Source organism: Natronomonas marina (assembly GCF_024298905.1).
GTDB lineage: Archaea > Halobacteriota > Halobacteria > Halobacteriales > Haloarculaceae > Natronomonas > Natronomonas marina.
In genome coordinates, this window is sequence record NZ_CP101154.1 from 242927 (window position 1) to 267595 (window position 24669).

The following is a 24669-nucleotide window of genomic DNA, read 5'->3' on the forward strand; positions in this document are numbered from 1 at the left end:
CCAACAGGACGGAACGAGACGCATCTCGCAGGCGAACGTACCGTGACTGGACGGAGGGTGCGTAGCGATCATACCCCGAGCCACTCGTCGTTTCGGACCTGATACCCGTTCGCCCGACAGAACTTCGCCGCCTCTCGGCGCACCGCCCGGGATGTCGGGAGCGTTTCTCCGTCGCGGATTCGCTCGACGACCCAGTCGCTGATGGCCCGAATCCCTTCGTCGTCGTCGTCGGCGTCGATTGCTTCGAGCTCTCGGAAGGTCTTCTCGTACGCTTTGCGCTGTGTCCAGCCGAACTCCGTATCCCGGAGCGTCTTGCTGGCTTCCACGACTCGTTTCATTGCCGCGGCAACTGTCGGCCGCTGTATCTGTACCCGGACGGCATCTGGAGAGTCGAACGTCTCCTCGTCCGTCTCCGGTACTAGTTCCTCGATACTGTAGCTCCCCTCGACCGATTCGATCTCGTAATCGCCGATTGCTGCGACGACCTCGGTCCCCGACGCCGGGAATGTCAGTTCTTCTAGTTCTACCTCGAAATCGGCGAGTACCTCCGCGTCCACGGGTGGTTCTATTTCGTCGCCGCGCTCCAGCTCTGTTGCGATTTCACGCTCCCGCTGGCGTCTTTCGTCGTCGCGTGCTTGCCTGTCTCGACCGCGCTTGTCGTCCGCCATTCTATGACGTTGGCTCTCCAGCCGCATAGCCCTGTGGTCGACAACGGGTACTCCAGACGAGTACGTCAGCCATCGTGGCCTCGTGTCCCGGTCGTCGCGCCGCGGGTCGACTCGTTCGGTCACCCGGCGGCACAACCGGCAAGCCGCTGGCGCTCCAAGGGGTCGGTATGGCCCAGGAAATCCCCCAGACCGACGAGGAGTGGCGCGAGGTCCTGACCGACGAGGAGTACCGTATCCTCCGCGAGCAGGGCACCGAACCGAAGTTCAGCGGCGAGTACCTCGGCAAGGACGACGACGGCGTCTACCGGTGTGCGGGCTGTGGCGCCGAACTGTTCGATTCCGAGACCAAGTTCGACTCCAACTCCGGGTGGCCCTCCTTCTACGAGGCCGAGGACGGTGCGGTCGAACTCCGCGAGGACCGCAGCCACGGGATGGTCCGGACGGAGGTCGTCTGTGCCCGCTGTGAGGGTCACCTCGGACACGTCTTCGACGACGGCCCGGAGCCGACCGGCAAGCGGTTCTGCATGAACTCCGTCGCTCTGGAGTTCGACGACGAGGAGTGACGGGGAACGTCCCCGGCGCTGCCGTCCCCGCGGAAGTGACAACCCTCTTGTGAATCCGACGACAACTCCGAAGTCAGGATGACCACGAACGAGACGGCCGGCCTGACCCGGCGCGGCCTGTTCCGGACGGGCGCGGGCGCGGCCGCCGCTGCCGCCGTGGCGTCGACCGCGAGCGCCCAGACCGAGTTCGACTACGGCGACTGGTTCGAGGACGTGCCGAACTTCGAGGGGACGGTCGACCGGACCGGCGAGAGCGAGGTGACCGTCACCGTCGGTCCCGGCGGCGACCTGGTCTTCGACCCGCCCGCCGTCCACGTCGACCCCGGGACGACGGTCGTCTTCGAGTGGGACCAGGGCTTTCACAACGTCGCCGAACGGGAATCCGGCCAGCGGTACGGAAGCGAGACGACCGACGAGTCCGGGACGACCTACTCGGTCACCTTCGAGAGCGACGGTATCTCGACGTACGTCTGTGAACCTCACGTCGACGCCGGCATGAAGGGCGCCGTCGCGGTCGGGTCCGGCGAGGGCGTCCCCGAGATAACCGAAGGGGAGATGCAGGCCGGGGGCGGGAACGGCGGTGGGGGAAGCGAGGGGGGCGGCGAGAGCGACGGCGAGGGTGGCGGCAGCGGGAACGAGGGTAGCGAGAGTGGCGGTGGCGAGGGCGTCAACGTCGACACCGACGTGCTCGCGCTGTACGGCGTCGCCGCCCTGCTCGCCTTCCTCTCCCCGCTGGGGCTGTTCGCGCTGATGGCCCGTCACGCGCGGAACCAGCCCGACGAGGGACCGTAGAACGTCCCCGACCGGGGTCTCTCTGTGGGACCCGTTCGCTTCCGACCGGACGCTTATCTCCGCGGCCGTCCAACCGACGGCCATGACCGACCTCTCGCTCGATTCCGAACAACTCGACCGCTACTCCCGGCACATCATCATGGACGGCGTGGGACCGGAGGGGCAGAAACGGCTCTTGGACGCCGACGTGCTGTGTATCGGGGCGGGCGGTCTCGGCTCGCCGGTCATCCAGTACCTGGCGGCGGCCGGCGTCGGGACGCTCGGCATCGTCGACGACGACGTCGTCGAGCGGTCGAACCTCCAGCGCCAGGTGATCCACGGCGACGACGACGTGGGCCGCCCGAAGGTCGAGTCGGCACGCGAGTTCGTCGCTCGGCAGAACCCCGACGTGACCGTCGAACCCCACGAGACGCGGCTGACCGCCGACAACGTCGAGGACTTTCTCGCCGACTACGACCTCGTCGTCGACGGGTCGGACAACTTCCCGACGCGGTACCTCGTCAACGACGCCTGCACGCTCGCGGGCGTGCCCTTCGCCCACGGCGCCATCCTCCGGTTCGAGGGGCAGGTGACGACCTTCGAGGCCGACGGCGGGCCCTGCTACCGGTGTCTCTTCCCCGAGGCGCCCGAACCCGGGACGGTCCCCGACTGTGCGACCGCGGGCGTGCTGGGGGTGCTGCCCGGCACCGTCGGCTGTATCCAGGCGACGGAGGCCGTCAAGCTACTGCTCGACTACGGCGAGACGCTGGACGGCCGGATGATATTCTACGACGCCGCCGACATGACCTTCGAGGAGGTGCCGATCGAACCCCGCCCCGGCTGTCCCGTCTGTGGCGAGGGCGGCATCGAATCGGTCCACGACGTCGAGTACGAGGCTACGTGTAGCATCTGAGTCTCCCCTCCCGCACCGGTCGGTCCGAACGCATATCCCGCCACCGGCCGAAGAGGGCGACATGACCGACACGCTGGAGATAGAGGACCCGGAGGCGGTCGCGACCGCCGCGAAAACCGCAGTCGAGCAGTGTCTCGCCGTCGAACCGGGCGAGACCTGCGTCGTCGTCACCGACGACAGGCGCCGACCCATCGGCGAGGCGCTGTACGAGGCCGCCCTCGCGGTCACCGAGGAGTCGGTCGTCGTCCGGTACCCGCCCGGCCCGCAGCACGGCGCGGAACCGCCGGCGCCGGTCGCCGCCGCACTCTCGTCGGCCGACGCCTTCCTCGCGCCGACGACCAAGAGCCTCAGCCACACCCGCGCCCGCTCGGACGCCACCGACGACGGCGCCCGCGGCGCGACGCTGCCCGGCATCACCGAGGAGGTGTTCACGACCGGGCTGGACGCCGACTACGAGGCCATCGCCGCCGAGTGCGCCGCGATGCTGGAGTCCGTCGAGGGCGCCGACGAGATACGGGTCACCTCGCCGCAGGGGACCGACGTCACCTTCGAACTCGGCGAGCGGGTCTGGAACGACGACACCGGCATCGTCCACGACCCCGGCGAGTTCTCGAACCTGCCCGCGGGCGAGGTGTTCATCAGCCCCGAGTCGGCCGACGGCACCTACGTCGTCGACGGCACCATCCGCCCGCACGGTCTGCTCGAAGCGGGCCACACCGTGACCTTCGAGGTCGAGGACGGCTACGTCACCGGCGTCGACGACGAGGCCATCCGGGGGGAACTGGAGGCGGCCGACGACGAGGCGGGCGAGAACGCCTACAACCTGGCCGAACTGGGCATCGGGACCAACATCGGCGTCACCGACCTCGTCGGCAGCGTCCTGCTGGACGAGAAGGCGGGCGGCACCGTCCATATCGCCGTCGGCGACGACGCCGGCATCGGCGGCGACAACGAGGCACCCATCCACATGGACGGCATCCTCCGGGAGCCGACGGTGTACGTCGACGGCACCGAGATCGAACTCCCGACGGTCGAGTAACTCGGGACCGTCCGAACCGCTGGTGCTCCGGTCACGATCGGGCACCGCTATTTTACGGCTGGTCGTCAGTATCACGGGTATGACTGGAGGCGAGGCGAACGACGGGGGACCGGAGGACCGCAAGTGCGACTACTGCCGGCTCTCGATTCCGGAGGAGCCGGTCACTACCGAACACGAGGGCGTCACCTACCGGTTCTGTTCGGAGCCGTGTCGGGAGACGCTGCTCGAGGAGGACCGCGTTTTCACCGAGTACCACGGCAGCCGGCGGTTCGACCCCGGCGTCTCGGCGCTGCGGGCCGGCCTGCCCCAGGGGCTCCCGCGCAACTCCTTCGTCCTCGTCTCGGGTCAGCCGGGTACGCGGGCGGAGGCCCTCTACGGCGAGGTGGTCTGGCGCGCCCTCGAGCGGGGCGAACCCGCCGTCGTCGTCGCGTTCCTCGACACGCCCGTCTCGGTCGTCCAGGAGTTCGTCGCGCTGGGGTGGAACGTCCTGCCGTATCTGGCGTCGGGGCAGTTGCGCATCCTCGATTGCTTCAGCTACCGGCTCGACGACCCGGACGACATGGCCGAGAGCATGGGCGACTGGAACCGTCACCTCCACCGGGTCGCCGAGGGTGCGACGACGGCCGTCCGCGACCCCTCGAACCCGCAGGCCGTCCTCAACGCCGTGGAGCGATGTATCGACTCGGTCGCCGACGAGGACGCCGAGGAGGGCATCGTCGTCATCGACTCGCTGACGGAGTTCGGCTCGCTCGTCCAGCCGGTCCAGGGGTACGACTTCGTGAAGGACCTCCGGGCGGCGGTCTCGAAGGCCCGAAGCGTCCCAGTCTTCGCCGGCGCCAGCCGCATCGACAGCGGCGACGACTTCCCTCACGACCTCGGTTACGTCGCCGACGGGGTCGTCGACCTGGCGCTGTCGGACGAACTCGTCGAGGACACGCTGATGAAGCGCATCCGCGTCCGGAAGATGGCTGGCGTCCGTTCCATCCGCCGGTGGGCCACCTACGAGTTCGCCGAGGGGCAGGGCCTCGTCGCGGCGACGACGTCCTCGGACGGTGACGACGAGTCCGGGGAAGACGGTGACGAGGAGGCGGCCGACGGGGACCCGGCCGGAGCGGGAGACGGCAGTCCGGACGGGACGGCCGACGGTTCGGACGGCGGACGGAACGCCACGGAGACCGGAGCGACCCCGGAGGACACGGACGCGGCCGCCGGTGCCGATGGCGGCGACCCCGGCGACCCGGCCTGACGCGGAGCCACGCCCTTTTACGTCCCGACCGAGAACGACGACCAATGAGTCACCAGCGCGTCGCGGTCCGCTGTCCCTCCTGTTCGCCCGGGTCCGAGACGGCCCACGAGGTCCTGAACCGGGGGGGACAGGCGACCGTCCGGTGTGGCGACTGCGGGCACGTCCACAAGACCACCATCGAGACCGAATCGACCGTCGAGCGGCGAGTCATCGTCTCCCAGGAGGGCGAGTCCGACGAGGCTGCCGTCGAGATTCCGCCCGACGCCGACCTGTCGGTCGGCGAGGAGTTCCTCGTCGAGACCGATGCGGCCATCCTCACGGCCCGCATCACCTCCATCGAGACGACCGACGGCTCCCGCGTCGAGGAGGCGACAGCGAAAGACGCCAAGACGCTGTGGACCCGGGCGGTCGGCAACGTCGCGGTGAACCTGACGCTGCACCCGAAGGACGGTGGCCACGACGAGACCCGCAGCGTCAAGATACAGGTGCCCGGCGACGAGGCGTTCGTCGTCGGCGAGACGCACGAGTACGGCGGCGAGGAGTTCACCGTCGAGCGCCTGCTCGTCCGCGAGGACGCCACCGGCTACGACCGGGAGGGCTACGACTACGCGGGCGACAGCGCCCCCGCCAAGGACCTCAAGCGGGTCTACGCCCGCGACGAGGACGCTCGGACGCGGGCCTGGTCCGGGTGGTAGCGGGATGTTCGGGCGCGACTCCGGGGGCGGCGACTTCGAACGGCGGCGCGAGGAGATGGTCGACCGCCTCGTCGAGACCGACCGCATCGAGCGCGAGTCGACCGTCGCGGCGCTGACGGCCGTCCCGCGCCACGAGTTCGTCCCGGAGTCGCGCCGCGAGGACGCCTACGCCGACCGGCCGCTGCCCATCGGCGCCGATCAGACCGTCTCGGCGCCGCACATGGTCGGCATCATGTGCGACCTGCTCGAACTCGATGCGGGCGACCGGGTGCTCGAGGTCGGCACCGGCTGTGGCTACCACGCCGCCGTCACCGCCGAAATCGTCGGCGACGGCAACGTCTACAGCGTCGAGTACGTCGACCGACTGGCCGAGACAGCCCGCCAGCGGCTCGCCGACCTCGGGTACGAGGTCCACGTCCGCGTCGGCGACGGCAACGCCGGCTGGCCCGACCACGCCCCCTACGACGCCGCCTACCTCACCTGTGCGGCGTCGTCGCTGCCCGAGGCCGTCATCGACCAGCTCCGGGAGGGCGGCCGCGTCGTCGCACCCATCGGGACCACCAGCCAGACGCTCGTGCGGGCGACGAAAACGGGCGACGGACTGCGGCGGGAGGAGCACGGCGCCGTCCGGTTCGTCCGGATGCAGGGCGGTGAGGCCTGACGTGCCGGCGGCAGACCCGACGGCCGAGTGGCGCGAACTCGCCCTGCTGTGGGCCGCCCGGCGCTGTGGCGCGCTGGAGGCGCTTGCGACCACCGCGGGCACGCCCGAGGGCGTCGCCGAGGCGGCCGACATCGACCCGGCCGCCGCAGAGCGCCTCGTGGCAGCCCTGCACGCTCGGGGGTTCCTGGCGCGCGTCGGCGACGAGTACGAACCGGCCGACCGGATGCTCGGCTTCCTCACGAAAGCGGACCTCCGCTCCGTCGGCGGATTGCCCGCCGAGGTCGACGCCTTCCAGCGGTGGGTCGACCTTCCGGCCACCCTCGCGGGCGAGGACGTTCCCGAACCGCCCGACGCGGTCCGGAACGAACTCGGTCGGGCGGCGGTGCTCGACGAGACGCGCGTCCGCTCGGAGGTGACGACGGCCGTCCACGCCGCGCCCGACGGCGAGACGGTCGTCCTCGTCGGCGACGGGGCCGGGCGTCGGGGCCGCGAGTTCGCCGACCGCGGCTGGTCCGTCACCCTGCTCGAGGCGCCCGGGCGTATCGACGCCGTCGAACCGCTGCTGCGGTCGACCCCGGTGGACCTCCGGGGCGGCGACGCCACCGACCTCCCCGACTGTGACCTCGTGGTCGGCGTCGGGACGCTCCGGCGTCACGAGCCCGCGGGCGCCCGCGAGGTCGTCGAGGCGGCCAGCGACGCTGCAGGGGCCGCGGTCTTTCTCGACGCGTTCTACGGGGAGACGCCCGACGCGGAACTGTTCGACGTCGGCGCGCTGTCGGCCGGCGAGGGCCGCGTCCACGACGTCGGTGCGGTCCGCTCGTGGCTCGATGCGGCGTTCGGAACGGCGGGGGTCGAGTCGGTCCCCGCCAGCCCGCTGTCGGCCGCGGTCGGGCGCGCGATTGATTAGGCTCCGGGACGGAGTCGACGTATGGACCCCGCGGTGCTGCGCGACGACATGGTCGACAGCCTCGAGCACGAGGCCAAGGCCGTCGTCGGCTCCGAACGGGTCGGCGTCGCGATGCGGGAGGTGCCCCGCGAGCCGTTCGTCGAGGACGACTCGGCGGCCTACGCGGACCGCGCCTTCGAGCGCCTCGGGACGCGGGTGCTGTCGCCGAGCGCCGCCGGCCGCCTGTTCGAGGCGCTGTCCGTCCGCCCGGGCGACGACGTCCTCGTCGTCGGCGTCGGCGTCGGCTACACCGCCGCCGTCGTCGCCGAGATAGCCGGCGAGACCAACGTCCACGGCGTCGACATCGCCCGACGGCTCGTCTACGATGCCCGCTCGAACCTCGAACGAGCGGGCTACCCCGGCGTGCTCGTCGACTGCCGGGACGGCGCCTACGGGCTGGCCGAGTACGCCCCCTACGACCGGATTCTCGTCGAGGCCGCCGCCGTCGAGCCGCCGGCTGCCCTCCTCGACCAGCTGGCACCGGGGGGTCGGCTCGTCATGCCGCTCGGGACCGCCGGCCAGGAACTCGTCGCCATCGAGGACGGCGACCGCGTCGCCGAGTTCGGCACCGTCGCCTACCACCCCATGCTCGTCGAGGGCGAACAGCCCGACGGCGTCGAGCGCAACCGGACCCGCCGCGAGGACCGCGAACACGCCCGCCGGGACGCCGAGCGCCGGAAGGGCTGGGAGCAGTCCTGGATCGACTGGGACGAGCGGGTCTGAGCGGCCGCCCCGTCACTCCCGGACCACGAGCAGCGCCGTGTTCCCCCGCTCGTCGGCGTACTCGCTGCCGGCGGGCGGCTTGACGTCGAACTCGACGGTCCCGTCCCGTTGATTGGCGCCGAGCGTCGGCGAGAGTTCCAGTTCCGCGGTCCCGTTCCGGTCGGTCGTGGCCGTCCGGACGCCGTCGAGCCGTGCCGACCCGCCGCGGGCGACGACCGTCGCGTCGGCGACCCCCTGTCCGTCCGGGTCGACGACGGCCACCTCGATGGTGTGGTTGCCCGGCGCCACGACCTCGGGGGTCGGCCGGACGTCCAGTTCCGTGACGGCGAGCCCGGAGATGCCCGACAGCATGCTCATCATCACCGAGAGGCTGGCGACGCCGACGACTAGGGCGATGACGAGTCGGACCGGCAGTCCCTCGATGGCCCGCTCGTCGTCGCGGAGGCGTTCGAGTTGACGCATGGGGTGGGTGGTCCCGCTCTCGTACTTAAACTCTCGCGGGAACCGCAAGGCACCTGTGTCCGCTCGCGGACGTGCCGCCATGGAACGGCGGGTCGTGCTGCTGGTCGGGGCGGGGGGATTCGCCGGCGCGGTCTGCCGGCACGCCGTCTCGGTCGCGCTGTCGGCGGGCTTTCCCTGGGGGACGCTCGCGGTCAACGTCGCCGGCGCGTTCCTGCTCGGACTGTTCGTCTACGGGAGCGCCGAACTCCGGCGGGTCCCCGAGTCGGCGCGCCTCGTCGTCTCGGCGGGCTTTCTCTCCTCGTTTACCACCTACAGCGCCTTCGCCGCCGAGACGGTCGCGCTCGCGCCGGCGCTGGCGGCGGGTAACGTCTTCGCCAACTACGCGCTCGGCCTCGGGGCCGTCGTCGCCGCCCGAGGGGTGGTCCTGTGGCGCTCGTGACCGCCCTCGCGGTCGGGGTCGGCGGCGCTACCGGCGCGCTCGCCCGCTATGCGGTCGGCGAGGCCCTCGAACGGCGTGCGCTCGACACGCTCGTCGTCAACGTCCTCGGGAGCCTGCTGCTCGGGGTCGTTCTCGGCGCGCCCCTCGGCGGGACCGTCCGTCTCGCGGCCGGCGCCGGGTTCTGTGGGGCGTTCACGACGTTCTCGTCGTTCGCCGTCGAGACGGTTCGACTGGCGGAGGAGGGTCGCGGACGCGCCGCCGCCGCCAACGCCGCCGTGACGCTCGCACTCGCGCTCCCGGCGACGTTTCTCGGGACCGTCCTCGGGTCGGTCGCCGGCGGCTGATGCGGTGGTCGGTCCGCGACGGTGGAACGTCGAGAAAGAGCCGCCTTCAGTCCGTCGAGTCGGCGTTCAGTTGCCGGAGTTCGACCTCGAAGTCGCGCTCGCTCAGCTCCGCCGTGGTCCGGTCCAGTTCCTCGCGGAGTTCGTCGAGGCGGTCGGTCAGCTCCCCGTAAGAGTCGCTTTCCTCCAGTTCCTGGGGCGTCTTCTGGGTCTTGAGTGCGGCCACCTTCGACGCCAGCGAGAACATCTCCTGTAGCTGGTCGTCGTAGGCCGCCCGCGAGAGGAGCGTCTCGACGACGTCGTAGAGGTTCTCGCGTCGGACCGGTTTGACGATATACTCGTCGAAACCCATCTCGATGATGTCGAAATCCGGCTCGACGGCGGTGACCATCGAGATTCCGCAGTCGTACCCCTCGCCGCGGATGTGTTCGACGACCTCGCCCCCGGAGACCTCGGGCATCAGGCGGTCGACGAGCGCCACGTCGACCGACTCGTCCATCCCCTCTATGGCCTCTTCGCCCCCGTAGGCCGTTCGAACGTCGTACTCCTCTGCGAGCCACGCGGCGTAGAGATCCGCGAGGTCGCGCTCGTCGTCTACGACCAGCACGGTCGGTTCGTCTCCGCTCATGACGACCTCATACACGACGGTTACACCCGATGTAAGTAAGGCGTTGCGGCTGTTTTCGCCGTGCGAAGCCACCGGATCGCCCCGGGGCGGCGATCCGCCCCCCGTCACAGCAGAGACGACAGCGGGATGCCGAACACCGCTACGAGGACGACGACCACGTACGAGAACAGCGGGAGTTTCCGCGTCGGCACGGGCCTGGTTCGTTCCCTGCTACGTGGTCTGCGGGTGTATGTTGGACGGATGTCGAACGGTGTTCGGTGTCCGTCCCCGGCGACGTTCGTGAGGCGAACGGCGGGTAGTTCCGGGGGCGTGTGGGGAATCCTCGCGGCGGGACGTCACGGCACACCAGGAGAGCGGTACTACTTAGAGGGACGGTCAGGTAGGCACGTCAATCACGATGGTAGAGCACACCCGGACGCTGGATTTCAAAGTCGCCTACGCCATCGGACTCGGGACGATGATCGCGGCGGGCATCTTCTCGCTGTCGGGGACCGCCGTGGCGCGAATCGGGAGCAGTGCCGTCGTCGCCTTCGTCATCGCGGCGCTGGTGGCCGCGCTGACGGCAGCCTCCTACTCGGAGTTCGCCTCCATCTACTCGGAGAACGGCGGCGGCTACCTATTCTCGTCCCGCACGTTCGAGCACGACACGCTGATTTACACCGTCGGTGCGATGCTGTTTCTCGGTTACACCGGCACGACCGCCTTCTACCTGGCGACGATGGACGAGTGGGTGTTCCGGTTCATCCTCCCGGACTCCATGCACATGCTCCCCCACGGCACCGCCGGCGTGGTGACGGCGATACTGCTGGGCGTCCTGAACGCCCGCGGGACCGAGGAGAGCGGCACCTTCCAGCTGTTCGTGACCGGCGCGAAGGTCGCGGTCCTGTTCGCGTTCGTTGCCGGCGCCTTCGCCTTCCGCGGTCCCTCGACGGCGGTCGGCAACTTCGCCGGCGAGTTCTCCGCCGACCCCATCGGCATCGTCACCATCGCCGCGCTGGCGTTCATCACCTTCTTCGGCTTCTCCGCCATCGCCGCCAGCGCCGGCGAGATCATCGAACCGCGCCGGACGGTGCCGCTCGCCATCGCGGCCAGCATCGTCACCGTCACCGTTCTCTACGCGCTCGTCATCGTCTCGATGGTCAACTCGCCGGTTCCGGCCGAGGTCATCGCACGGGAGGGCGAGACGGCGATGGGCCGGGTCGCCGCCGGCTTCCTCGGCCCGATGGGACGGTCGCTCATCGTCGCCGGCGCCGTCTTCAGCATGGTCAGTGCCTCGAACGCGAGCATCCTGGCCGCAAGCGGCATCGGCGCGCTGATGGGCCGGCAGGGCCAGGCCCCCCGGCAGTTCTCCCGCATCCACCGCAAGTACAACACGCCGTTCTGGAGCGTGGCGACGGCGACCGGCGTCATCGTCGCCCTCATCGTGACCTTCATCGGGCTGTTTCCCGCCGAGGGAGGCCTCCTCCCCGTCGACCTCACCGTGCCGTTCCCCCTCGTCGGATCGCTCACTCTGACGGAACTGGGGCTGACGACACTGACCGGCTTCGCCACCCTGAACCTCCTGTTGCCGCTGTCGGTCGTCAACATCGCGCTCATCTACTCGCGGCGCCGGTTCCCGGACATCGAGCGCGGCTTCCGCGTCCCCGGTGTGCCGGTGTTGCCCGCCGTCGGCGTGCTCGCCAACGTCGCGCTCATCTACAACCTCCCGCTGAAGGGCGTCGTCGTCGGTCTCGCCCTCGTCGTCGTCCTCGTCGGTGCCTACCTCGCCTGGGGCGGCGCCCCCGACGTCGAGGAACTCTACGAACGGGTCGTTCCCCCGACCTCGCCGGCCGCGACGCCCGGCGGCGCCGGCGGCGCACCGGCCGTCGAGAGCGACCTGACCGCCGACGACGAGGACGCCTACCGCATCCTCGTGGCCGTCGGCCGCCCCGACCGCGCCGCGCGGTACGCCAAACTCGCCGCGACGCTCGGGAACTTCCAGGCCGAGGACCCCGTCGTTCACGTCCTGACGGTGACACAGATAACCGAACAGACGCCACACGAGGCGGTCGCCGAGACCGCCCGCGCCCGCGTCACCCGCATTCAGGAACTGCTGGCCGCCGAGGACATCGACGCCGACTACGCCGTCGAGGGCCACACCTGCCGCGACGTCGCCTTCGACATCGTCCAGACGGCCCGCGACGGCGAGGCCGACCTCGTCCTGATGGGCTACCCAGAGGAGCACACCCAGGTCGCCGAGGACGTCGAGTACAAGGCCCCCTGTGGGGTGCTGTTCGCAAGCGGCGTCCTGGACCCGACCGAGGTCGACGTCGTCAACGTCGGCGCCGGCGGCGGGCCCCACCACATGGGCCTGCTGTCGCTCATCGACCGGATGGGTGAACACGACGTCGACGTCCACGTCATCAACGTCACGCCGGAGGGCGGTCCCGGCCGCCCCGAGAACACCGAGGCCACCATCGCCGGTCTGTCGAACGCCTCGTCCGTCCAGATTCACAACCTCTCCGCCCAGACCATCGCCGACGGCCTCGTCGAACAGGCCGCCGACAACGGCGGCCTCCTCGTCATCGGCGCGACCCGGACCCGACGGCTCCGCCGCCGCGTCTTCGGCAGCACGCCCGACAACGTCATCCAGCTCGCCGAGGGCGCCGGCGTTCCCGTCCTCGTCTACGCCAGCCCCCGCGGCGTCCAGGGTCCCATCGAGGACTACCTCTACCCCATCTACCGCTACGTCACCGGCAAGCGACGGAGTCCGACCGGAACGGGCGGGAGCGGCGTCGAGGAGTAGCGCGACTCGTCCCGTCAGCCCGGAACCGGCACGTCCTGGCGACCGAGAACTGTTCGTTTCGGCGCGTATTCGGTGACCTGGTGGCCCAACCCGGAGGTACCGACTACCCGTACCGCTGGCCGACGTACACGGGCCGAAGAATAGTGGACTCGCCGGGATTCTCGTGAGCGAAGCGAACGAGAAGTGGGCGAGGAAACGAGACGAACGCGGTGGGTCGAATGGACTCGCCGGGATTTGAACCCGGGGCCTCTTCCTTGCGAAGGAAGCGATCTGCCGCTGATCTACGAGCCCTCGGTCGTCGGTTGCCGGTTCGGGCGTTTGTACCTTGCGTTTTCGCAGCCACGGAAAGCGACCGGGAGCGGTCGCGCGTGAGTGCTGCGGCGGGTCAGTCCTCGAGGACGATCTCGATGGAGACGTCGTTGGGAACCTGGATCCGCATCAGCTGGCGGAGCGCGCGTTCGTCGGCGTCGATGTCGATGAGCCGCTTGTGGACGCGCATCTCCCAGTGCTCCCACGTCGCGGTCCCCTCGCCGTCCGGGGACTTGCGGGCGGGAATCTCCAGGTTCTTCGTCGGGAGCGGCACCGGGCCCGACAGCGTGACGCCCGTCTTGTCCGCGATCTCGCGGACGTCGTCGCAGATGTCGTCGAGGTCCTCGGGTCGTGTTCCCGCGAGGCGAACGCGTGCCTGTTGCATGCGTTATCGCTCGTTGACGCTGAGGACCTTGCCGGCCGCGACCGTCTGGCCCATGTCGCGGATGGCGAAGCTGCCCAGCTCGGGGATGTCGTTCGAGGACTCGATGCTGAGCGGCTTCTGGGGCCGGACGGTGACGACGGCGGCGTCGCCCGACTGGATGAAGTCGGGGTTCTCCTCGGCGACCTCGCCGGAGGAGGGGTCGATCTTCTTGTCGATGGACTCGATGGTACAGGCGACCTGCGCCGTGTGGGCGTGGAACACCGGCGTGTAGCCCGCGGTGATGACCGAGGGGTGCTGCATCACGACGACCTGCGCCTGGAAGGTCTCGGCGACCGTCGGCGGGTCGTCGGCCGGGCCACAGACGTCGCCACGGCGGATGTCGTCCTTGCCGATGCCGCGGACGTTGAATCCGACGTTGTCACCGGGCTCGGCCTTGGGGACCTCCTCGTGGTGCATCTCGATGGTCTTGACCTCGCCACCGACGTCGCTCGGCTGGAAGGAGACGTTGTCGCCCGTGTTCAGCAGGCCGGTCTCGACGCGGCCGACCGGGACGGTCCCGATACCCGAGATGGTGTAGACGTCCTGGATGGGGAGACGCAGCGGCGCGTCCGTCGGCGGCTGCGGCTCCGGCAGGCTGTTGAGGGCCTCCAGCAGCGTCTCGTCGTCGTACCAGGGCGTGTTGTCGGACGCCTCGGAGACGTTGTCGCCCTCGAAGGCCGAGGTCGGGATGAACGAGGCGTCGTCGACGTTGAACTGGACCTGCTGGAGCAGTTCCTTGACTTCCTCGACGACCTGCTTGTAGTCGGTCTCGCTGTAGTCGACGAGGTCCATCTTGTTGACGGCGACGATGAGCTCGTCGATGCCCAGGGTGCGGGCCAGGAAGACGTGCTCCTGGGTCTGCGGCTGGACGCCGTCGTCGGCGGCGACGACCAGGACCGCGTTGTCGGCCTGGCTCGCGCCGGTGATCATGTTCTTGACGAAGTCGCGGTGGCCCGGACAGTCGACGATGGTGAAGTAGTACTCGTCGGTGTCGAACTCCTGGTGGGCGATGTCGATGGTGACGCCGCGCTCGCGCTCCTCGGCGAGGTTGTCCATCACGTAGGCGAACTCGAAGCCGCCCTTGCCCTTCTCTTCTGCTTCCTCGCGGTACTGCTCGATGACGTGCTCGGGTACGCTCCCGGTCTCGAAGAGGAGCCGCCCGACCATCGTGCTCTTTCCGTGGTCGACGTGGCCGATGACGGCCAGGTTCTGGTGCGGTTTGTCGCTCATGGTTGTCTCACGCGCAAAGGCGCTATATCGGAGCCTTTCGTCAGTGTCCCGTAAAACGATTTCGAAAGGGATTCGACCGAAACCGGGCGCGTCGGGCGGTTTGCGACCGGATGTCACGGGGCGACCGGACGGTACGGGACGGAGGTGTCAGGGGGTCGAGACGCCGCTCCTCCCGTCGTTCCGCCGACGACACGGGGTGGTAGCCGGGTGCCGAGTGGAACGGCTCCGGGCGGTCTACTCCAGCGGCGGCAGGCGTCCGACGTCGGCCAGCACCGCGCTCGCGGTCTCGGGCCCGCCCGCCCCGCGCCCGGAGATGTTCAGCCGGCCGGCGTGTTCGGTCTCCAGCTGGACGATGTTGAGCGTCCCCGAGACCGCGAGCGTCCCGCTTTCGGGCACCAGTCGCGGTCCGACCCGGACCGCGCCGTCGGCCACCTCGCCGATGAGCCGGATGGTCCGGCCGTCCTCGGCGGCCAGCTCCAGGGCGCTGCCCGGCAGGTCGGCGATACCCTCGACCGTCGCGTCCGCGAGGGTGTACGACGCCTCGTACAGCACGTTCGCCAGGATGACGCACTTCAGGGCCGCGTCGGTGCCCTCGACGTCGAAGGTCGGGTCGGCCTCGGCGACGCCGAGGTCCTGGGCCTCCGCCAGGACGTGCTCGTAGCCCAGCCCCTCGGCGGCCATCCGCGAGAGGATGAAGTTCGCCGTCCCGTTGAGGACGCCCCGGGCGGCGGTCACCTGGCCGTCGAGGTCGTCGACCGTCGACAGCACCGGGATGGCGCCGCCGACGGCCGCCTCGAACAGCACGGACCCCGCCGAGTCGGCCTCCAGTTCGCGCACCTCGTCGTAGCGCTCCGCGACCGGCCCCTTGTTCGCAAGCACGACGTGGCGGTCCCGCTCCAGCGCCCGCCGGACGTGCGAAAAGCCCGGCTCGGCGTCGCCGAGCGTGGTCGGCGTCGCCTCGACGAGGACGTCGTAGTCGGCCTCCAAGGCGGCGTCGACGTCCGCGCTGCCGACCACGCCGCGACTCCGCTTGCGCGAGAGGACCTCCTCGGGGTTCAGCCCGTCCTCGTCGACGACGGAACTCGTCGAGTCCGCGAGTGCGACGACGTCGTGACCGTACTCGCCGGCCAACTCGACGACGGACGTCCCGACCGCGCCCGCGCCGACGACGGCGAGTCTCACGCCGACCCCTCCGTCAGCGGCTCGACGACCCTGAGTCCCTTCCCGTCGGCCACCTCGCGGACGGCCGACAGCGCCTCCGCCGTTCGGCCCTCGCTTGCGACCAGCCGCAACCGGGCGCTGGAGGGACCGCCCGTGCCGGCCGGCGCCGACAGCGACACGTCCGCGACCGAGACGCCGCCGCAGTCCTGCACTCGCCGCAGCGTGTCCGAGAGGTCCGTCTCGACGAGGTCGCCGACAAGCACGACCGTCAGCTCCTCGCTGTAGCGCTCGGCGCCGGCCTGGATGACGTTGACGCCGGCCTCCCGCAGCGCGTCGACGATGACGTCGAACTGCGTCTGGGTGGCCTCGAGGTCGACCTCCACCGGGATGTGTCCGCGCGGTGTGACGTTGCCGCGCTCGTGGAAGATAGAGAGCAGGTTCCCGCCGTTGTCGGCGATGGGCTCGAGCGCGCGCAGCAGTTCGCCGGGTTCGTCGACGAGCTCCAGCCGGACCGTGTACGACCGGGCGTCCGCCTCGCTCATCGCTTCACCCTCGGACGTTCGTTCATCAGGGATGACTCACGCGTCCCGTGGTATAAGAACGACGGGGTTCGCAAAACTCTCCGAGTTCGGCACCGCCGCTCGCTCGCGGCGCCTCAGGCCTCGGCGGTCCACTCGGGCTCTTCGACCGTCGTCGCGCCGACGTCGGTGTAGCCGGCCTCGTAGACGTACTCGGTTCGTTCGCCGTCCGGCGTCGCGGCGAACCGGTAGGCGACGAACCGCACGATTCCGGTCTCGTCGACGACGAGCGTCGCGGTCCCGTTCGCGTTCGGGTACCCCTCGGCGTCGAACGCGTCGCCGGACGCCTCGTACCGCGTGACGTCGGCTCCCTCGAGGGTTCCGGTCCCGGTCACGTTCCACGTCGAGCCGTTGACGACCGCCGTAGCGATGCTCCCCAGCGTGTAGGCGACCCTGGGATCGACCGGGTCGGGATCCGAGACGTTGTACGGCTCGACGCCCTTCCGGTAGACGATCCGGTCGTCCTCGATTCGGCGCTCGTAGGTCGTCTCACCTTCCGTGTACCGGGTCGTCGGCGGGAAGTCGCTGGTTTCGCTCTCGGTGACGAACGTCACGTTCGCCGAGTTCAGCGCCGGCCCGCCCGCCTCGATCACGTAGCTCCCGTTTATGATCCGTGTCGTGGTCTCGTTGCGGATCACGAGCGAACTCGAGGTTCGGAAGCTCCCGGCGTCCCGGAGACTGCGGACGTGAGCCGCTTCGAGGGCCGATGCGTCGAACGAGGTTCCCGAGGTTTCCCCCGTTCGGGTCGCCGTCGGGGTGGACGGCACCGTCGTGGGTGTCGTCGTCGGGGTCGCCCCGGCGTCTTCCGTCGCGGTCGTCGGCGTCCCCGGCGACCCCGTCGGGGTCGCAGTGGCCGTTACGGTCCCGTCGGGCTCGGCCGTCGGTGCGGGCGTTCCCTCGTCACCGATCAGCGCCGAACAGCCCGAGAGGGCGACCAGACAGACGAGAGCGGCCACAAGCGTCACGCGTCGATCCATCCCGATTTAGAGGCCCAGGAGCTGACCGGGGTCTATCGGTAGATTACCGGGATCGATGCCCGGGCCCTCGCCGAGACTCCCGAGTATCTGGAAGGCGTCCTCGGGAGTCACGAGGCTCGGGAGGCCGATGAGTTCGTAGTCGCAGGGGCCGAGGTCGGCCAGGTTCTCCTCGCTGAGATCGCCGTCGAACTCCTTCATGTCGGTACACTCGACGTCGACTCCTGCCCTGTCACCGACCAGGATGATGACGCCCTGCAGCCTGATACTGTCGTTGTTGCGCCGAATCACCGGATCAGCGCCGTAGTCGCCCTCGCCGACGTTGAGGACGAAGTCCGGTCGGACGTCCTGAACGGTGGGACTGAGGAACATCCCCGGCGACGTATCGATCGACGGTCCGTCGCCGGACTCGTTCAGCGTACCCTTGTACAGGAACGTCGCGGCGAGGCCGTTATCGACCCGGCTGAACCGCATCACTTCGGCGGTCTGGTCGGGTTCGGTCGGCGGGTCCGTCGGGTCGAGCTGGGGGTCCTCGAGGTCGACGACCTCACAGCCGCCCGGGATGGCACCCGTGACGAGCCCGACGACGGTCTCCGTCGTCAGCAGATTCGTCGGGACGCCCGGCGGCGCAAACTCCGAGGGCAGGCTGTCGAGGCCCGGGAGCGATCCCGTCGGCAGCTTGTTGTTCGAGACCCGCAGCAGCTCACAGACGTCGACGCCGGTGATCGCGGTGAGGTTCAGCCCCTCGCCGGTCCCCGGGCCGAACGTCCCGTTGGTTCCCGGCACGAACGAACCGTTGGTCCCCGGAAGGCTGCCCGTCGCCTGCTCGTTGACGCCGTTGCTGTCCAGCGTCTCCACGCCGGAGACGACGTCGTCGGGGGCACCGTCGGTGACGTCCTTGCCGGCGACGCTGGCCTCGACGCCGTCGTCGGGACCGGCGCCGACCTGGACGCCCTCGTCACCGGCGACGCTCGCGTTCACGCCGTCGTCGGGGCCAGCGCCGACCTGGACGCCTTCCTCGCCGCCCGCACCGACCTCGACGCCGTCGTCGGGGCCAGCGCCGACCTGGACGCCTTCCTCGCCGCCCGCACCGACCTCGACGCCGTCGTCGGGGCCAGCGCCGACCTGGACGCCTTCCTCGCCGCCCGCACCGACCTCGACGCCGTCGTCGGGACCGGCGCCGACCTGGACGCCTTCCTCGCCGCCCGCACCGACCTCGACACCGTCGTCGGCGCCAACTCCGACGCTGATGCCGTCGTCACCGCCGATTTCTATGCCGTCCTCTCCGATGTCGAGCCCGTCGTCCGCCGCCGCGACGGGCGCAACGGACATTCCCGTGAACAGGCCCACCGCGACCAGCACTGCCATCAGTTGTCGAACAGTATCACGCATCACCTGTACCGTCGCTAGAGATAAGGTAGTGACTTACGCCGGGCAAACTCGGCTATTTTTAAGTAATCCGGGGATTTTCGCCGGTCGACGCCCCTCGTCAGCGGTCGCCGACCAGCGTTCGGACGTGTCGTTTCCCGAGGGCGATCGTGTCGCGGTCCTCGGTGCCGACCTCCAGCGTCGCGGTGCCCGACCAGCCGGCGTCGGCCAGCCCCCCGAGCGCCGTCTCGAAGTCGATTCGGCCCATCCCGACCGGCAGGTGTTCGTCGTCGCCGCCGCGCGTGTCCACCAGGTGGAGGTGACCGATCCGGCCCGCGTGCTCGCGGCAGAACGCCGCCTGGGCGGCCTCGTCCATCCCGGACAGCAGGGCGTGGCTGGTGTCGAACGTCATCGAGGCGTCCGGGTACCGCTCCAGCAGTTCCGGGAACCGGGCGGCGACGTAGTAACTCGAGACGATGTTCTCGAGGCACGGGTCCAGACCGTGCTCGATCGCCGCGGGCACCAACTCGTCGAGCGCCTCGTGGACGAACCCCCGGGTCTCCGTCTCCGCCCATCCGAGGTCCCAGGCGTCCGAGGAGGGGTGGAAGACGACAGTCTCCGCCCCGAGGTCGGCCGCGAGGTCCATCCCGGCAGTGAGTTCCTCGACCGCGCCCGCCCGGACGGGCGCGAACGGCGACCCCGGGTCGACGACGAACGGCAGGTGGACGACGATACCCACGCCGGCGTCCGTCAGCGCCGACCGCATCGACTCCGCTCGGTCGGCGATTCGCTCGCGGGCGTAGGGCCCGTCGAGTAACAGTTCCACGAAATCGAAGCCCTCGCTCGCGGCCCACCGGACGGTCGGTTCGAACTCCATGCCGAGTCCGAGCGTGAATCCAACCTCAAGGTCGAGGTCCGCGAGGTCAGTGCCGCCGTCGGCCGTCCGGTTACCATCGGCCCGTCGTCGGTCGTCGTCGGTCATGGAACCGGTATCAGGCAACGGTGCAACAAAGCGTTTCCGTCATGGAATGGCCGGTGGAGAGCAATTTCCAGCATCCGCGAGCGAACGAAGTGAGCGAGCGGTTCGCGGTGCGAGCGGAGCGAGCGCCGTAGCGCGCACGGACTGGAGCGAGCCGACGGCTCGCGGAAGGAGTACGCGCGCATATTTTCCCCACGTTTTGCCGACCCGGCGGCACAGCCGCCGGGTCCATCTCGCCGACAACCGCGACGCCCGTGGCGCTGCAACTGAACGCCCGTCCAGCTGGGGGGTCGCGCGCTCGCACGACCGGACTTGACGGCAGTCACGCGGTTACACAGTGGTCACATCGTTGTGATCATAGTGTACTATACATGGATGGGGGCTGCTAACCATTCTGTCTAATTATATAAAAACAACATTCATCAACAAAAGTATGGCAGTACCTACACAAGTGTCCGATATACCGCGCCGAGGCATCTGTTGGCCAACGACACGGCCTCAGTGCGTCAAGCGCCATGTCACAGTGACACCGCCGTGGCGACTCATGTTTGATGTTGTGACTTCCCCGAACCTTGATTAGTCATCACATCAACTGCACCCCTATGTTCGGTGGTGGCGGGTCCAGCGACACGACCAAGCTTCAGGACTGTATCCTCAGACAGTACGACTCGATGGTCACGGACCCGAGGCAGATCGCCTCTAATTGTGACTGTTCGGTGAGCTACGTCAAGGAGACGCTGAACGAGCATCGACCGAACTGGCACGACGATAATGGTGGCCTCCTCTGATTACCTGACGACGCTGCGCAGTCTGTCCCCACGCCACTTCGAGCAGTTCGTCGCAGACGTGTGGCAGGAGCGGCAGGGATGGTCGACTGAGGTGATGCCGCCCGGACCAGACCGAGGTATCGACGTACTCGGCCAGCCCCCGAGCGGTGGCGCGAAGACGGTCGTCCAGTGCAAGCGGTACGGCGAGGACAACAAGGTGTCGAGCCGCGAGGTACAGCAGTACGCCGCACTCCGACAACAACGAGACGACGTTGAGGGCGTTACAATCGTCACGACGGGCTCGTTCACGAGTAACGCGACGGAACTGGCGGCCGACCTCGACATCAAGTGCCTCGACGGTGAGGACCTTGCTCGAGTGGTTGAGCAGTACGACGCGAGGGAGATACTCGAGTGGTACGCGGCAGGGAAGCCGAGAGACTGGTGACATCAATGACAAGTGATGACGACGACCTCCGATTCGGCGATGTACAGGGCGACAGCAGTGGTGGCGGTGGGATGAGTAACAGCGTCGACGCATCCAGCGTTGCACCGATGGGTGTCGCGGCCATCGTAATCGTCTATATCGCGTTGGCACAGCCGCTGACAAGCACAATCAGTGGCATCAGTATGAACTGGATTGCAGCAGCAATCATCCTCGTTGGGGGACTCTCTGCGGCTGCTGAATCGTAGACAGTGATGTCCACCGCATGACTCGGGTCTACCGTCCCGTACGGCTGTCGGGGGGGACCCTCCCCCCCTGTCGCACGACTGCAACACGGGCACCCTAATCTCGACGGGGAAGGGGACAAGACGGCGGTCATCGCCGTCGACTCACTGCGACCCGTCGACGACTCTCTCGTCGAAGACACCGAGCCCTACGAGCCCGTCCACCTCGAGGAGACGACCGTCACGCGCTTCCTGTCGAGTCACGGCCGTGGCGCCGTGAGTCGACGGCCGTGACGTGAGTCATAGCCGCCAAATTGACTCACACGTCGATTCAGAAGTAGTCAATCTGCTCGGGCAGTTCCGTCTTCATGCCCTTCCGCTCGCGGATCTCGGTGATGATTTCGGGCTGGAGGTTGTCGGCCATCACGCGGAAGCCGGCGTTCTCGGTGTTCCAGGAGGCGCGGCCCTCCGTCGCCGAGCGGATGTCGCTGGAGAAGCCGATCATCTCGTCGACGGGCGCGATGCCCTCGACGACCATGAGGTCTCCCTCCTGGTACATGTCGTCGACGCGGCCGCGGCGACCCTGGATCTCGCCGGAGGCGGCGCCCATGTGCTCGTTGGGCACGTCGATGCGGACCTCCTGGATGGGTTCCAGGAGCTTGATTTCGGCGTCCACGAGGGCGTTGTGGACGGCCTGCCGGACGGCGGGGATGACCTGTGCGGGGCCGCGGTGGATGGCGTCCTCGTGGAGGCGGGCGTCGTGCAGGCGGATCAGCGCGCCCTCGACGGGTTCGGCGGCCAGCGGGCCGTCGTCGAGCGCCTCCTCGAGGCCCTCGATGACCAGCTCCATCGTCTCGTTGAGGTGCTGGATACCCTTCGTGTCGTCGATGAAGACGTTGGTGCCGTGGATGGTCTCGACGTTCTGGGCAGTGTCCTTCTCCATGCCCTGCTCCATGAGCTCCTCGCGGCGCTCGAGTTCGGGCATGTCCATCGAGACGTCGCCCATCTTGATGGACTCGACGATGTCGTCGCCGAGCGGTTCGACGGTGATGTAGAACCGGTTGTGGTTGTTCGGCGACCGCCCCTCGACCTCGCGCGAGGAGCCCTGCGGCGACTCCCGGTAGACGACGATGGGTTCGCCGGTGTTGACCGGGATGCCCTGGTTGCGCTCGATGCGCTGGGTGATGACCTCGAGGTGGAGTTCGCCCTGCCCGGAGATGAGGTGTTCGCCGGTGTCCTCGTTGATCTCGATCTGGATGGTGGGGTCTTCCTTTGCGACCTGCTGGAGCGTCTCGATGAGCTTCGGCAGGTCGTCCATGTTCCTCGCCTCGACGGACTTCGTGATGACGGGCTCGGAGATGTGCTCGATGGACTCGAACGGCGTCATCTCGACGCTGGAGACCGTCGAGCCGGCGATGGCGTCCTTCAGGCCGGTGACGGCGGCGATGTTGCCGGCGGGGACGCGCTCGACCTCCTCGCGCTCGCCGCCCATGTAGATGCCGACGCTCTGGACGCGGTTCGTCCCGGCGGTCCCGGAGACGTACAGTTCTTGGCCCTTCTCGATGGTGCCGGAGAACACGCGGCCGGCGGCGATCTCGCCGGCGTGGGGGTCGATCCCGATGTCGGTGACCATCATGACGAGTTCGCCGTCCTCGTCGACCATCTCCATCGTCCCGGCGATCTCGGAGTCGGCGTCGCCGCGCCAGATGCGCGGAATACGGCGGGGCTGGGCCTCGATGGGGTCCGGGAAGTGCTCACAGACCATGTCGAGGACGACGTCCGAAAGCGGCGTCCGCTCGTGGAGTTCCTGGCGCTTGTCGGCCTGCTCGAGGTCGATGATCTCGCCGAAGTCCATGCCGGTGCGCTGCATCGACGGCATCGAGACGCCCCACTTGTACAGCGCCGACCCGAACCCGACGGTGCCCTCCTCGACGGAGACCGTCCAGTCCTCGTCGATGTCGTCCATCTCCTCGGTCATCCCGCGGATGAGGTCGTTGACGTCGCGGATGACACCGGTGAGTCGCTCCTGCATCTCCTGGGGACCCTCCTGCAGTTCGGAGATGAGACGGTCGACCTTGTTGATGAACAGCGTCGGCTTGACGCCCTCGCGCAGCGCCTGTCGGAGGACGGTTTCCGTCTGGGGCATCGCGCCCTCGACGGCGTCGACGACGACGAGCGCGCCGTCGACGGCCCGCATCGCCCGGGTGACGTCGCCGCCGAAGTCGACGTGGCCCGGCGTGTCGATGAGGTTGATGAGGTGGTTGGCTCCCTCGTACTCGTGGGTCATCGAGACGTTGGCGGCGTCGATGGTGATTCCGCGCTCCTGTTCGTCCTCCTCGGTGTCCATCGCGAGCTGCTGGCCCGCGCTCTCGTCGGCGATCATGCCGGCGCCGGCCAGCAGGTTGTCGGTCAGCGTCGTCTTCCCGTGGTCGACGTGGGCGGCGATGGCGATGTTCCGAATGTTCTTCGGCTCGTCCATCAGCCGTTCACACTCCTGTACGATCTTCTTGCGTCGGCCCATTATACAGTCAGTTTTCGACAGCAGGGTGAAAAGGATAGTGTTTCGAGATTTCGGTCGTGACGCCGTAGCGAACGGCCGGAATCTCGAAGCTCGGAAGGTGAGCCGTGCGAACCTTCCGGTGTTTCGGAGTTCCGGGCGCGAAGCGATGGCAAGCGGTCGAACGGCGACGGGACCGACCCGATCAGTCCGACTCGAAGAACGCCAGTCCGTGGATACGGGAGTCGTCGGTCAATTCGGGGTGGAACGCGGTGCCGACGACGTTGTCCTGGCGGACGGCGACGGGGCGGCCGTCGAACTCGGCCAGCACCTCGACGCCGTCGCCCACCTCGCCGATGGCGGGCGCCCGGATGAACACCGCCGGGAACGGGTCGTCGAGTCCGCGGACGTCCAGCGCCGCCTCGAAACTGTCCTTCTGGCGGCCGAAGGCGTTGCGGTCGACGGTGACGTCGAGGACGGAAAGCGTCGCCACCCGGTCGTCCTTCGCGTCCCGGCTGGCGACGATGAGGCCGGCACAGGTGACGAGCATCGGCTTGCCCGAGGCCGCGAACTCGCGGACCTCCTCGTCGATACCCTCCTCGGCCAGGAGCCGGGAGATGGTCGTCGACTCCCCACCCGGCATCAACAGCAGATCGCAGTCCGGGACGGTCCCGGCGGTCCGTATCTCCTCGACGCTGACGGACTCGCCGTGGCGCTCGGCGGCCCGCCGGATGGCCGCCGCGTGTTCGGCGACGTCGCCCTGTACTGCGATGACGCCCGCCCTGAGCATACCGCTCCTTGCCGACAGCCGGGCAAAAACCCCTCGAAACGGCGGG

The 24669-nt window shown here is 68.8% G+C and carries 27 protein-coding genes and 1 tRNA gene; 15 read left to right on the top strand and 13 right to left on the bottom strand.

What is annotated here, in order from left to right; translation table 11 throughout:
• Nucleotides 1-68 precede the first annotated feature (68 nt).
• The gene (locus tag NLF94_RS01250) at nt 69-668 is read right to left on the bottom strand and encodes a DUF5789 family protein (RefSeq protein WP_350355860.1); all 600 of its coding nucleotides are present in this window, start codon (nt 666-668) and stop codon (nt 69-71) included.
• A gap of 167 nt (nt 669-835) precedes the next feature.
• Between NLF94_RS01250 and msrB the strand changes: the two genes are divergently transcribed.
• The 9 genes from msrB (at nt 836) to NLF94_RS01295 (ending at nt 8225) form a co-directional block, all read left to right on the top strand.
• On the top strand, nt 836-1231 hold the full coding sequence (gene msrB / locus NLF94_RS01255) for a peptide-methionine (R)-S-oxide reductase MsrB (protein WP_254839642.1): 396 nt from the start codon (nt 836-838) through the stop codon (nt 1229-1231).
• Nucleotides 1232-1309: 78 nt separating this feature from the next.
• Nucleotides 1310-2023: a halocyanin domain-containing protein gene (locus NLF94_RS01260; protein WP_254839643.1), complete on the top strand. Its 714-nt coding sequence runs from the start codon at nt 1310-1312 to the stop codon at nt 2021-2023.
• 82 nt (nt 2024-2105) lie between these two features.
• On the top strand, nt 2106-2915 hold the full coding sequence (gene ubaA, locus NLF94_RS01265; RefSeq protein ID WP_254839644.1) for an SAMP-activating enzyme E1: 810 nt from the start codon (nt 2106-2108) through the stop codon (nt 2913-2915).
• A gap of 61 nt (nt 2916-2976) precedes the next feature.
• Complete coding sequence (locus NLF94_RS01270) at nt 2977-3954, top strand: aminopeptidase (protein WP_254839645.1); 978 nt, start codon at nt 2977-2979, stop codon at nt 3952-3954.
• Nucleotides 3955-4033: 79 nt separating this feature from the next.
• A complete protein-coding gene (locus tag NLF94_RS01275) occupies nt 4034-5200 on the top strand; it encodes an ATPase domain-containing protein (RefSeq protein ID WP_254839646.1) in 1167 nt (388 codons plus the stop codon).
• 44 nt (nt 5201-5244) lie between these two features.
• Entirely contained in the window at nt 5245-5895 is a 651-nt protein-coding gene (locus NLF94_RS01280; protein ID WP_254839647.1) for an HVO_0476 family zinc finger protein, read from the top strand.
• A gap of 4 nt (nt 5896-5899) precedes the next feature.
• Nucleotides 5900-6556 carry a protein-L-isoaspartate O-methyltransferase gene (gene pcm / locus NLF94_RS01285; RefSeq protein ID WP_254839648.1) on the top strand — a complete coding sequence of 219 codons (657 nt, stop codon included), beginning with the start codon at nt 5900-5902 and terminating at the stop codon, nt 6554-6556.
• Between the two features lies 1 nt (nt 6557).
• A complete protein-coding gene (locus tag NLF94_RS01290; RefSeq protein WP_254839649.1) occupies nt 6558-7463 on the top strand; it encodes a class I SAM-dependent methyltransferase in 906 nt (301 codons plus the stop codon).
• 21 nt (nt 7464-7484) lie between these two features.
• Entirely contained in the window at nt 7485-8225 is a 741-nt protein-coding gene (locus NLF94_RS01295) for a protein-L-isoaspartate O-methyltransferase family protein (protein ID WP_254839650.1), read from the top strand.
• A gap of 12 nt (nt 8226-8237) precedes the next feature.
• Here NLF94_RS01295 and NLF94_RS01300 read toward each other — a convergent pair whose 3' ends face one another.
• Nucleotides 8238-8687, bottom strand: coding sequence for a DUF7382 domain-containing protein (locus tag NLF94_RS01300; RefSeq protein ID WP_254839651.1), 450 nt, complete (start codon nt 8685-8687; stop codon nt 8238-8240).
• 79 nt (nt 8688-8766) lie between these two features.
• On the opposite strand from NLF94_RS01300, the gene NLF94_RS01305 reads away from it, so the two are divergent.
• Both NLF94_RS01305 and NLF94_RS01310 read left to right on the top strand, forming a co-directional pair.
• Entirely contained in the window at nt 8767-9126 is a 360-nt protein-coding gene (locus NLF94_RS01305) for a fluoride efflux transporter FluC (RefSeq protein WP_254839652.1), read from the top strand.
• Nucleotides 9114-9470 carry a fluoride efflux transporter FluC gene (locus NLF94_RS01310; protein ID WP_254839653.1) on the top strand — a complete coding sequence of 119 codons (357 nt, stop codon included), beginning with the start codon at nt 9114-9116 and terminating at the stop codon, nt 9468-9470. Before NLF94_RS01305 ends, NLF94_RS01310 begins: the two co-directional genes overlap by 13 nt.
• Before the next feature lie 46 nt (nt 9471-9516).
• On the opposite strand, the gene NLF94_RS01315 is transcribed toward NLF94_RS01310, so the two are convergent.
• The gene (locus NLF94_RS01315; protein WP_254839654.1) at nt 9517-10095 is read right to left on the bottom strand and encodes a HalX domain-containing protein; all 579 of its coding nucleotides are present in this window, start codon (nt 10093-10095) and stop codon (nt 9517-9519) included.
• 397 nt (nt 10096-10492) lie between these two features.
• On the opposite strand from NLF94_RS01315, the gene NLF94_RS01320 reads away from it, so the two are divergent.
• Nucleotides 10493-12880 carry an amino acid permease gene (locus tag NLF94_RS01320; protein WP_254839655.1) on the top strand — a complete coding sequence of 796 codons (2388 nt, stop codon included), beginning with the start codon at nt 10493-10495 and terminating at the stop codon, nt 12878-12880.
• A gap of 219 nt (nt 12881-13099) precedes the next feature.
• Here NLF94_RS01320 and NLF94_RS01325 read toward each other — a convergent pair.
• The 8 genes from NLF94_RS01325 to NLF94_RS01360 form a co-directional block, all read right to left on the bottom strand.
• Nucleotides 13100-13171: transfer RNA gene (locus NLF94_RS01325), tRNA-Ala, on the bottom strand.
• Between the two features lie 94 nt (nt 13172-13265).
• On the bottom strand, nt 13266-13574 hold the full coding sequence (rpsJ, locus tag NLF94_RS01330) for a 30S ribosomal protein S10 (RefSeq protein WP_254839656.1): 309 nt from the start codon (nt 13572-13574) through the stop codon (nt 13266-13268).
• A gap of 3 nt (nt 13575-13577) precedes the next feature.
• On the bottom strand, nt 13578-14843 hold the full coding sequence (gene tuf, locus NLF94_RS01335; RefSeq protein WP_254839657.1) for a translation elongation factor EF-1 subunit alpha: 1266 nt from the start codon (nt 14841-14843) through the stop codon (nt 13578-13580).
• A 234-nt stretch (nt 14844-15077) separates the two neighbouring features.
• Nucleotides 15078-16025, bottom strand: coding sequence for a homoserine dehydrogenase (locus NLF94_RS01340; protein ID WP_254839658.1), 948 nt, complete (start codon nt 16023-16025; stop codon nt 15078-15080).
• Complete coding sequence (locus tag NLF94_RS01345; protein WP_254839659.1) at nt 16022-16546, bottom strand: amino acid-binding protein; 525 nt, start codon at nt 16544-16546, stop codon at nt 16022-16024. The genes NLF94_RS01340 and NLF94_RS01345 overlap by 4 nt, the downstream gene beginning before the upstream one ends.
• Nucleotides 16547-16659: 113 nt before the next feature.
• Nucleotides 16660-17547, bottom strand: coding sequence for a DUF7537 family lipoprotein (locus tag NLF94_RS01350; RefSeq protein WP_254839660.1), 888 nt, complete (start codon nt 17545-17547; stop codon nt 16660-16662).
• An 18-nt stretch (nt 17548-17565) separates the two neighbouring features.
• Nucleotides 17566-18924: a hypothetical protein gene (locus NLF94_RS20835; RefSeq protein ID WP_286670324.1), complete on the bottom strand. Its 1359-nt coding sequence runs from the start codon at nt 18922-18924 to the stop codon at nt 17566-17568.
• 121 nt (nt 18925-19045) lie between these two features.
• Nucleotides 19046-19906 carry a sugar phosphate isomerase/epimerase family protein gene (locus tag NLF94_RS01360; RefSeq protein ID WP_254839661.1) on the bottom strand — a complete coding sequence of 287 codons (861 nt, stop codon included), beginning with the start codon at nt 19904-19906 and terminating at the stop codon, nt 19046-19048.
• A 599-nt stretch (nt 19907-20505) separates the two neighbouring features.
• Between NLF94_RS01360 and NLF94_RS01365 the strand changes: the two genes are divergently transcribed.
• The 3 genes from NLF94_RS01365 to NLF94_RS01375 are packed head-to-tail and all read left to right on the top strand — an operon-like array spanning nt 20506 to nt 21360.
• On the top strand, nt 20506-20691 hold the full coding sequence (locus NLF94_RS01365; RefSeq protein ID WP_254839662.1) for a hypothetical protein: 186 nt from the start codon (nt 20506-20508) through the stop codon (nt 20689-20691).
• On the top strand, nt 20675-21115 hold the full coding sequence (locus NLF94_RS01370) for a restriction endonuclease (protein ID WP_254839663.1): 441 nt from the start codon (nt 20675-20677) through the stop codon (nt 21113-21115). Before NLF94_RS01365 ends, NLF94_RS01370 begins: the two co-directional genes overlap by 17 nt.
• 5 nt (nt 21116-21120) lie before the next feature.
• On the top strand, nt 21121-21360 hold the full coding sequence (locus NLF94_RS01375) for a hypothetical protein (protein ID WP_254839664.1): 240 nt from the start codon (nt 21121-21123) through the stop codon (nt 21358-21360).
• A 307-nt stretch (nt 21361-21667) separates the two neighbouring features.
• Here the strand turns inward: NLF94_RS01375 and NLF94_RS01380 are convergent, their stop codons facing one another.
• Together NLF94_RS01380 and pdxT are read right to left on the bottom strand one after the other, a co-directional pair.
• A complete protein-coding gene (locus NLF94_RS01380) occupies nt 21668-23857 on the bottom strand; it encodes an elongation factor EF-2 (protein ID WP_254839665.1) in 2190 nt (729 codons plus the stop codon).
• A 181-nt stretch (nt 23858-24038) separates the two neighbouring features.
• Entirely contained in the window at nt 24039-24623 is a 585-nt protein-coding gene (gene pdxT, locus NLF94_RS01385) for a pyridoxal 5'-phosphate synthase glutaminase subunit PdxT (RefSeq protein ID WP_254839666.1), read from the bottom strand.
• Nucleotides 24624-24669 lie beyond the last annotated feature (46 nt).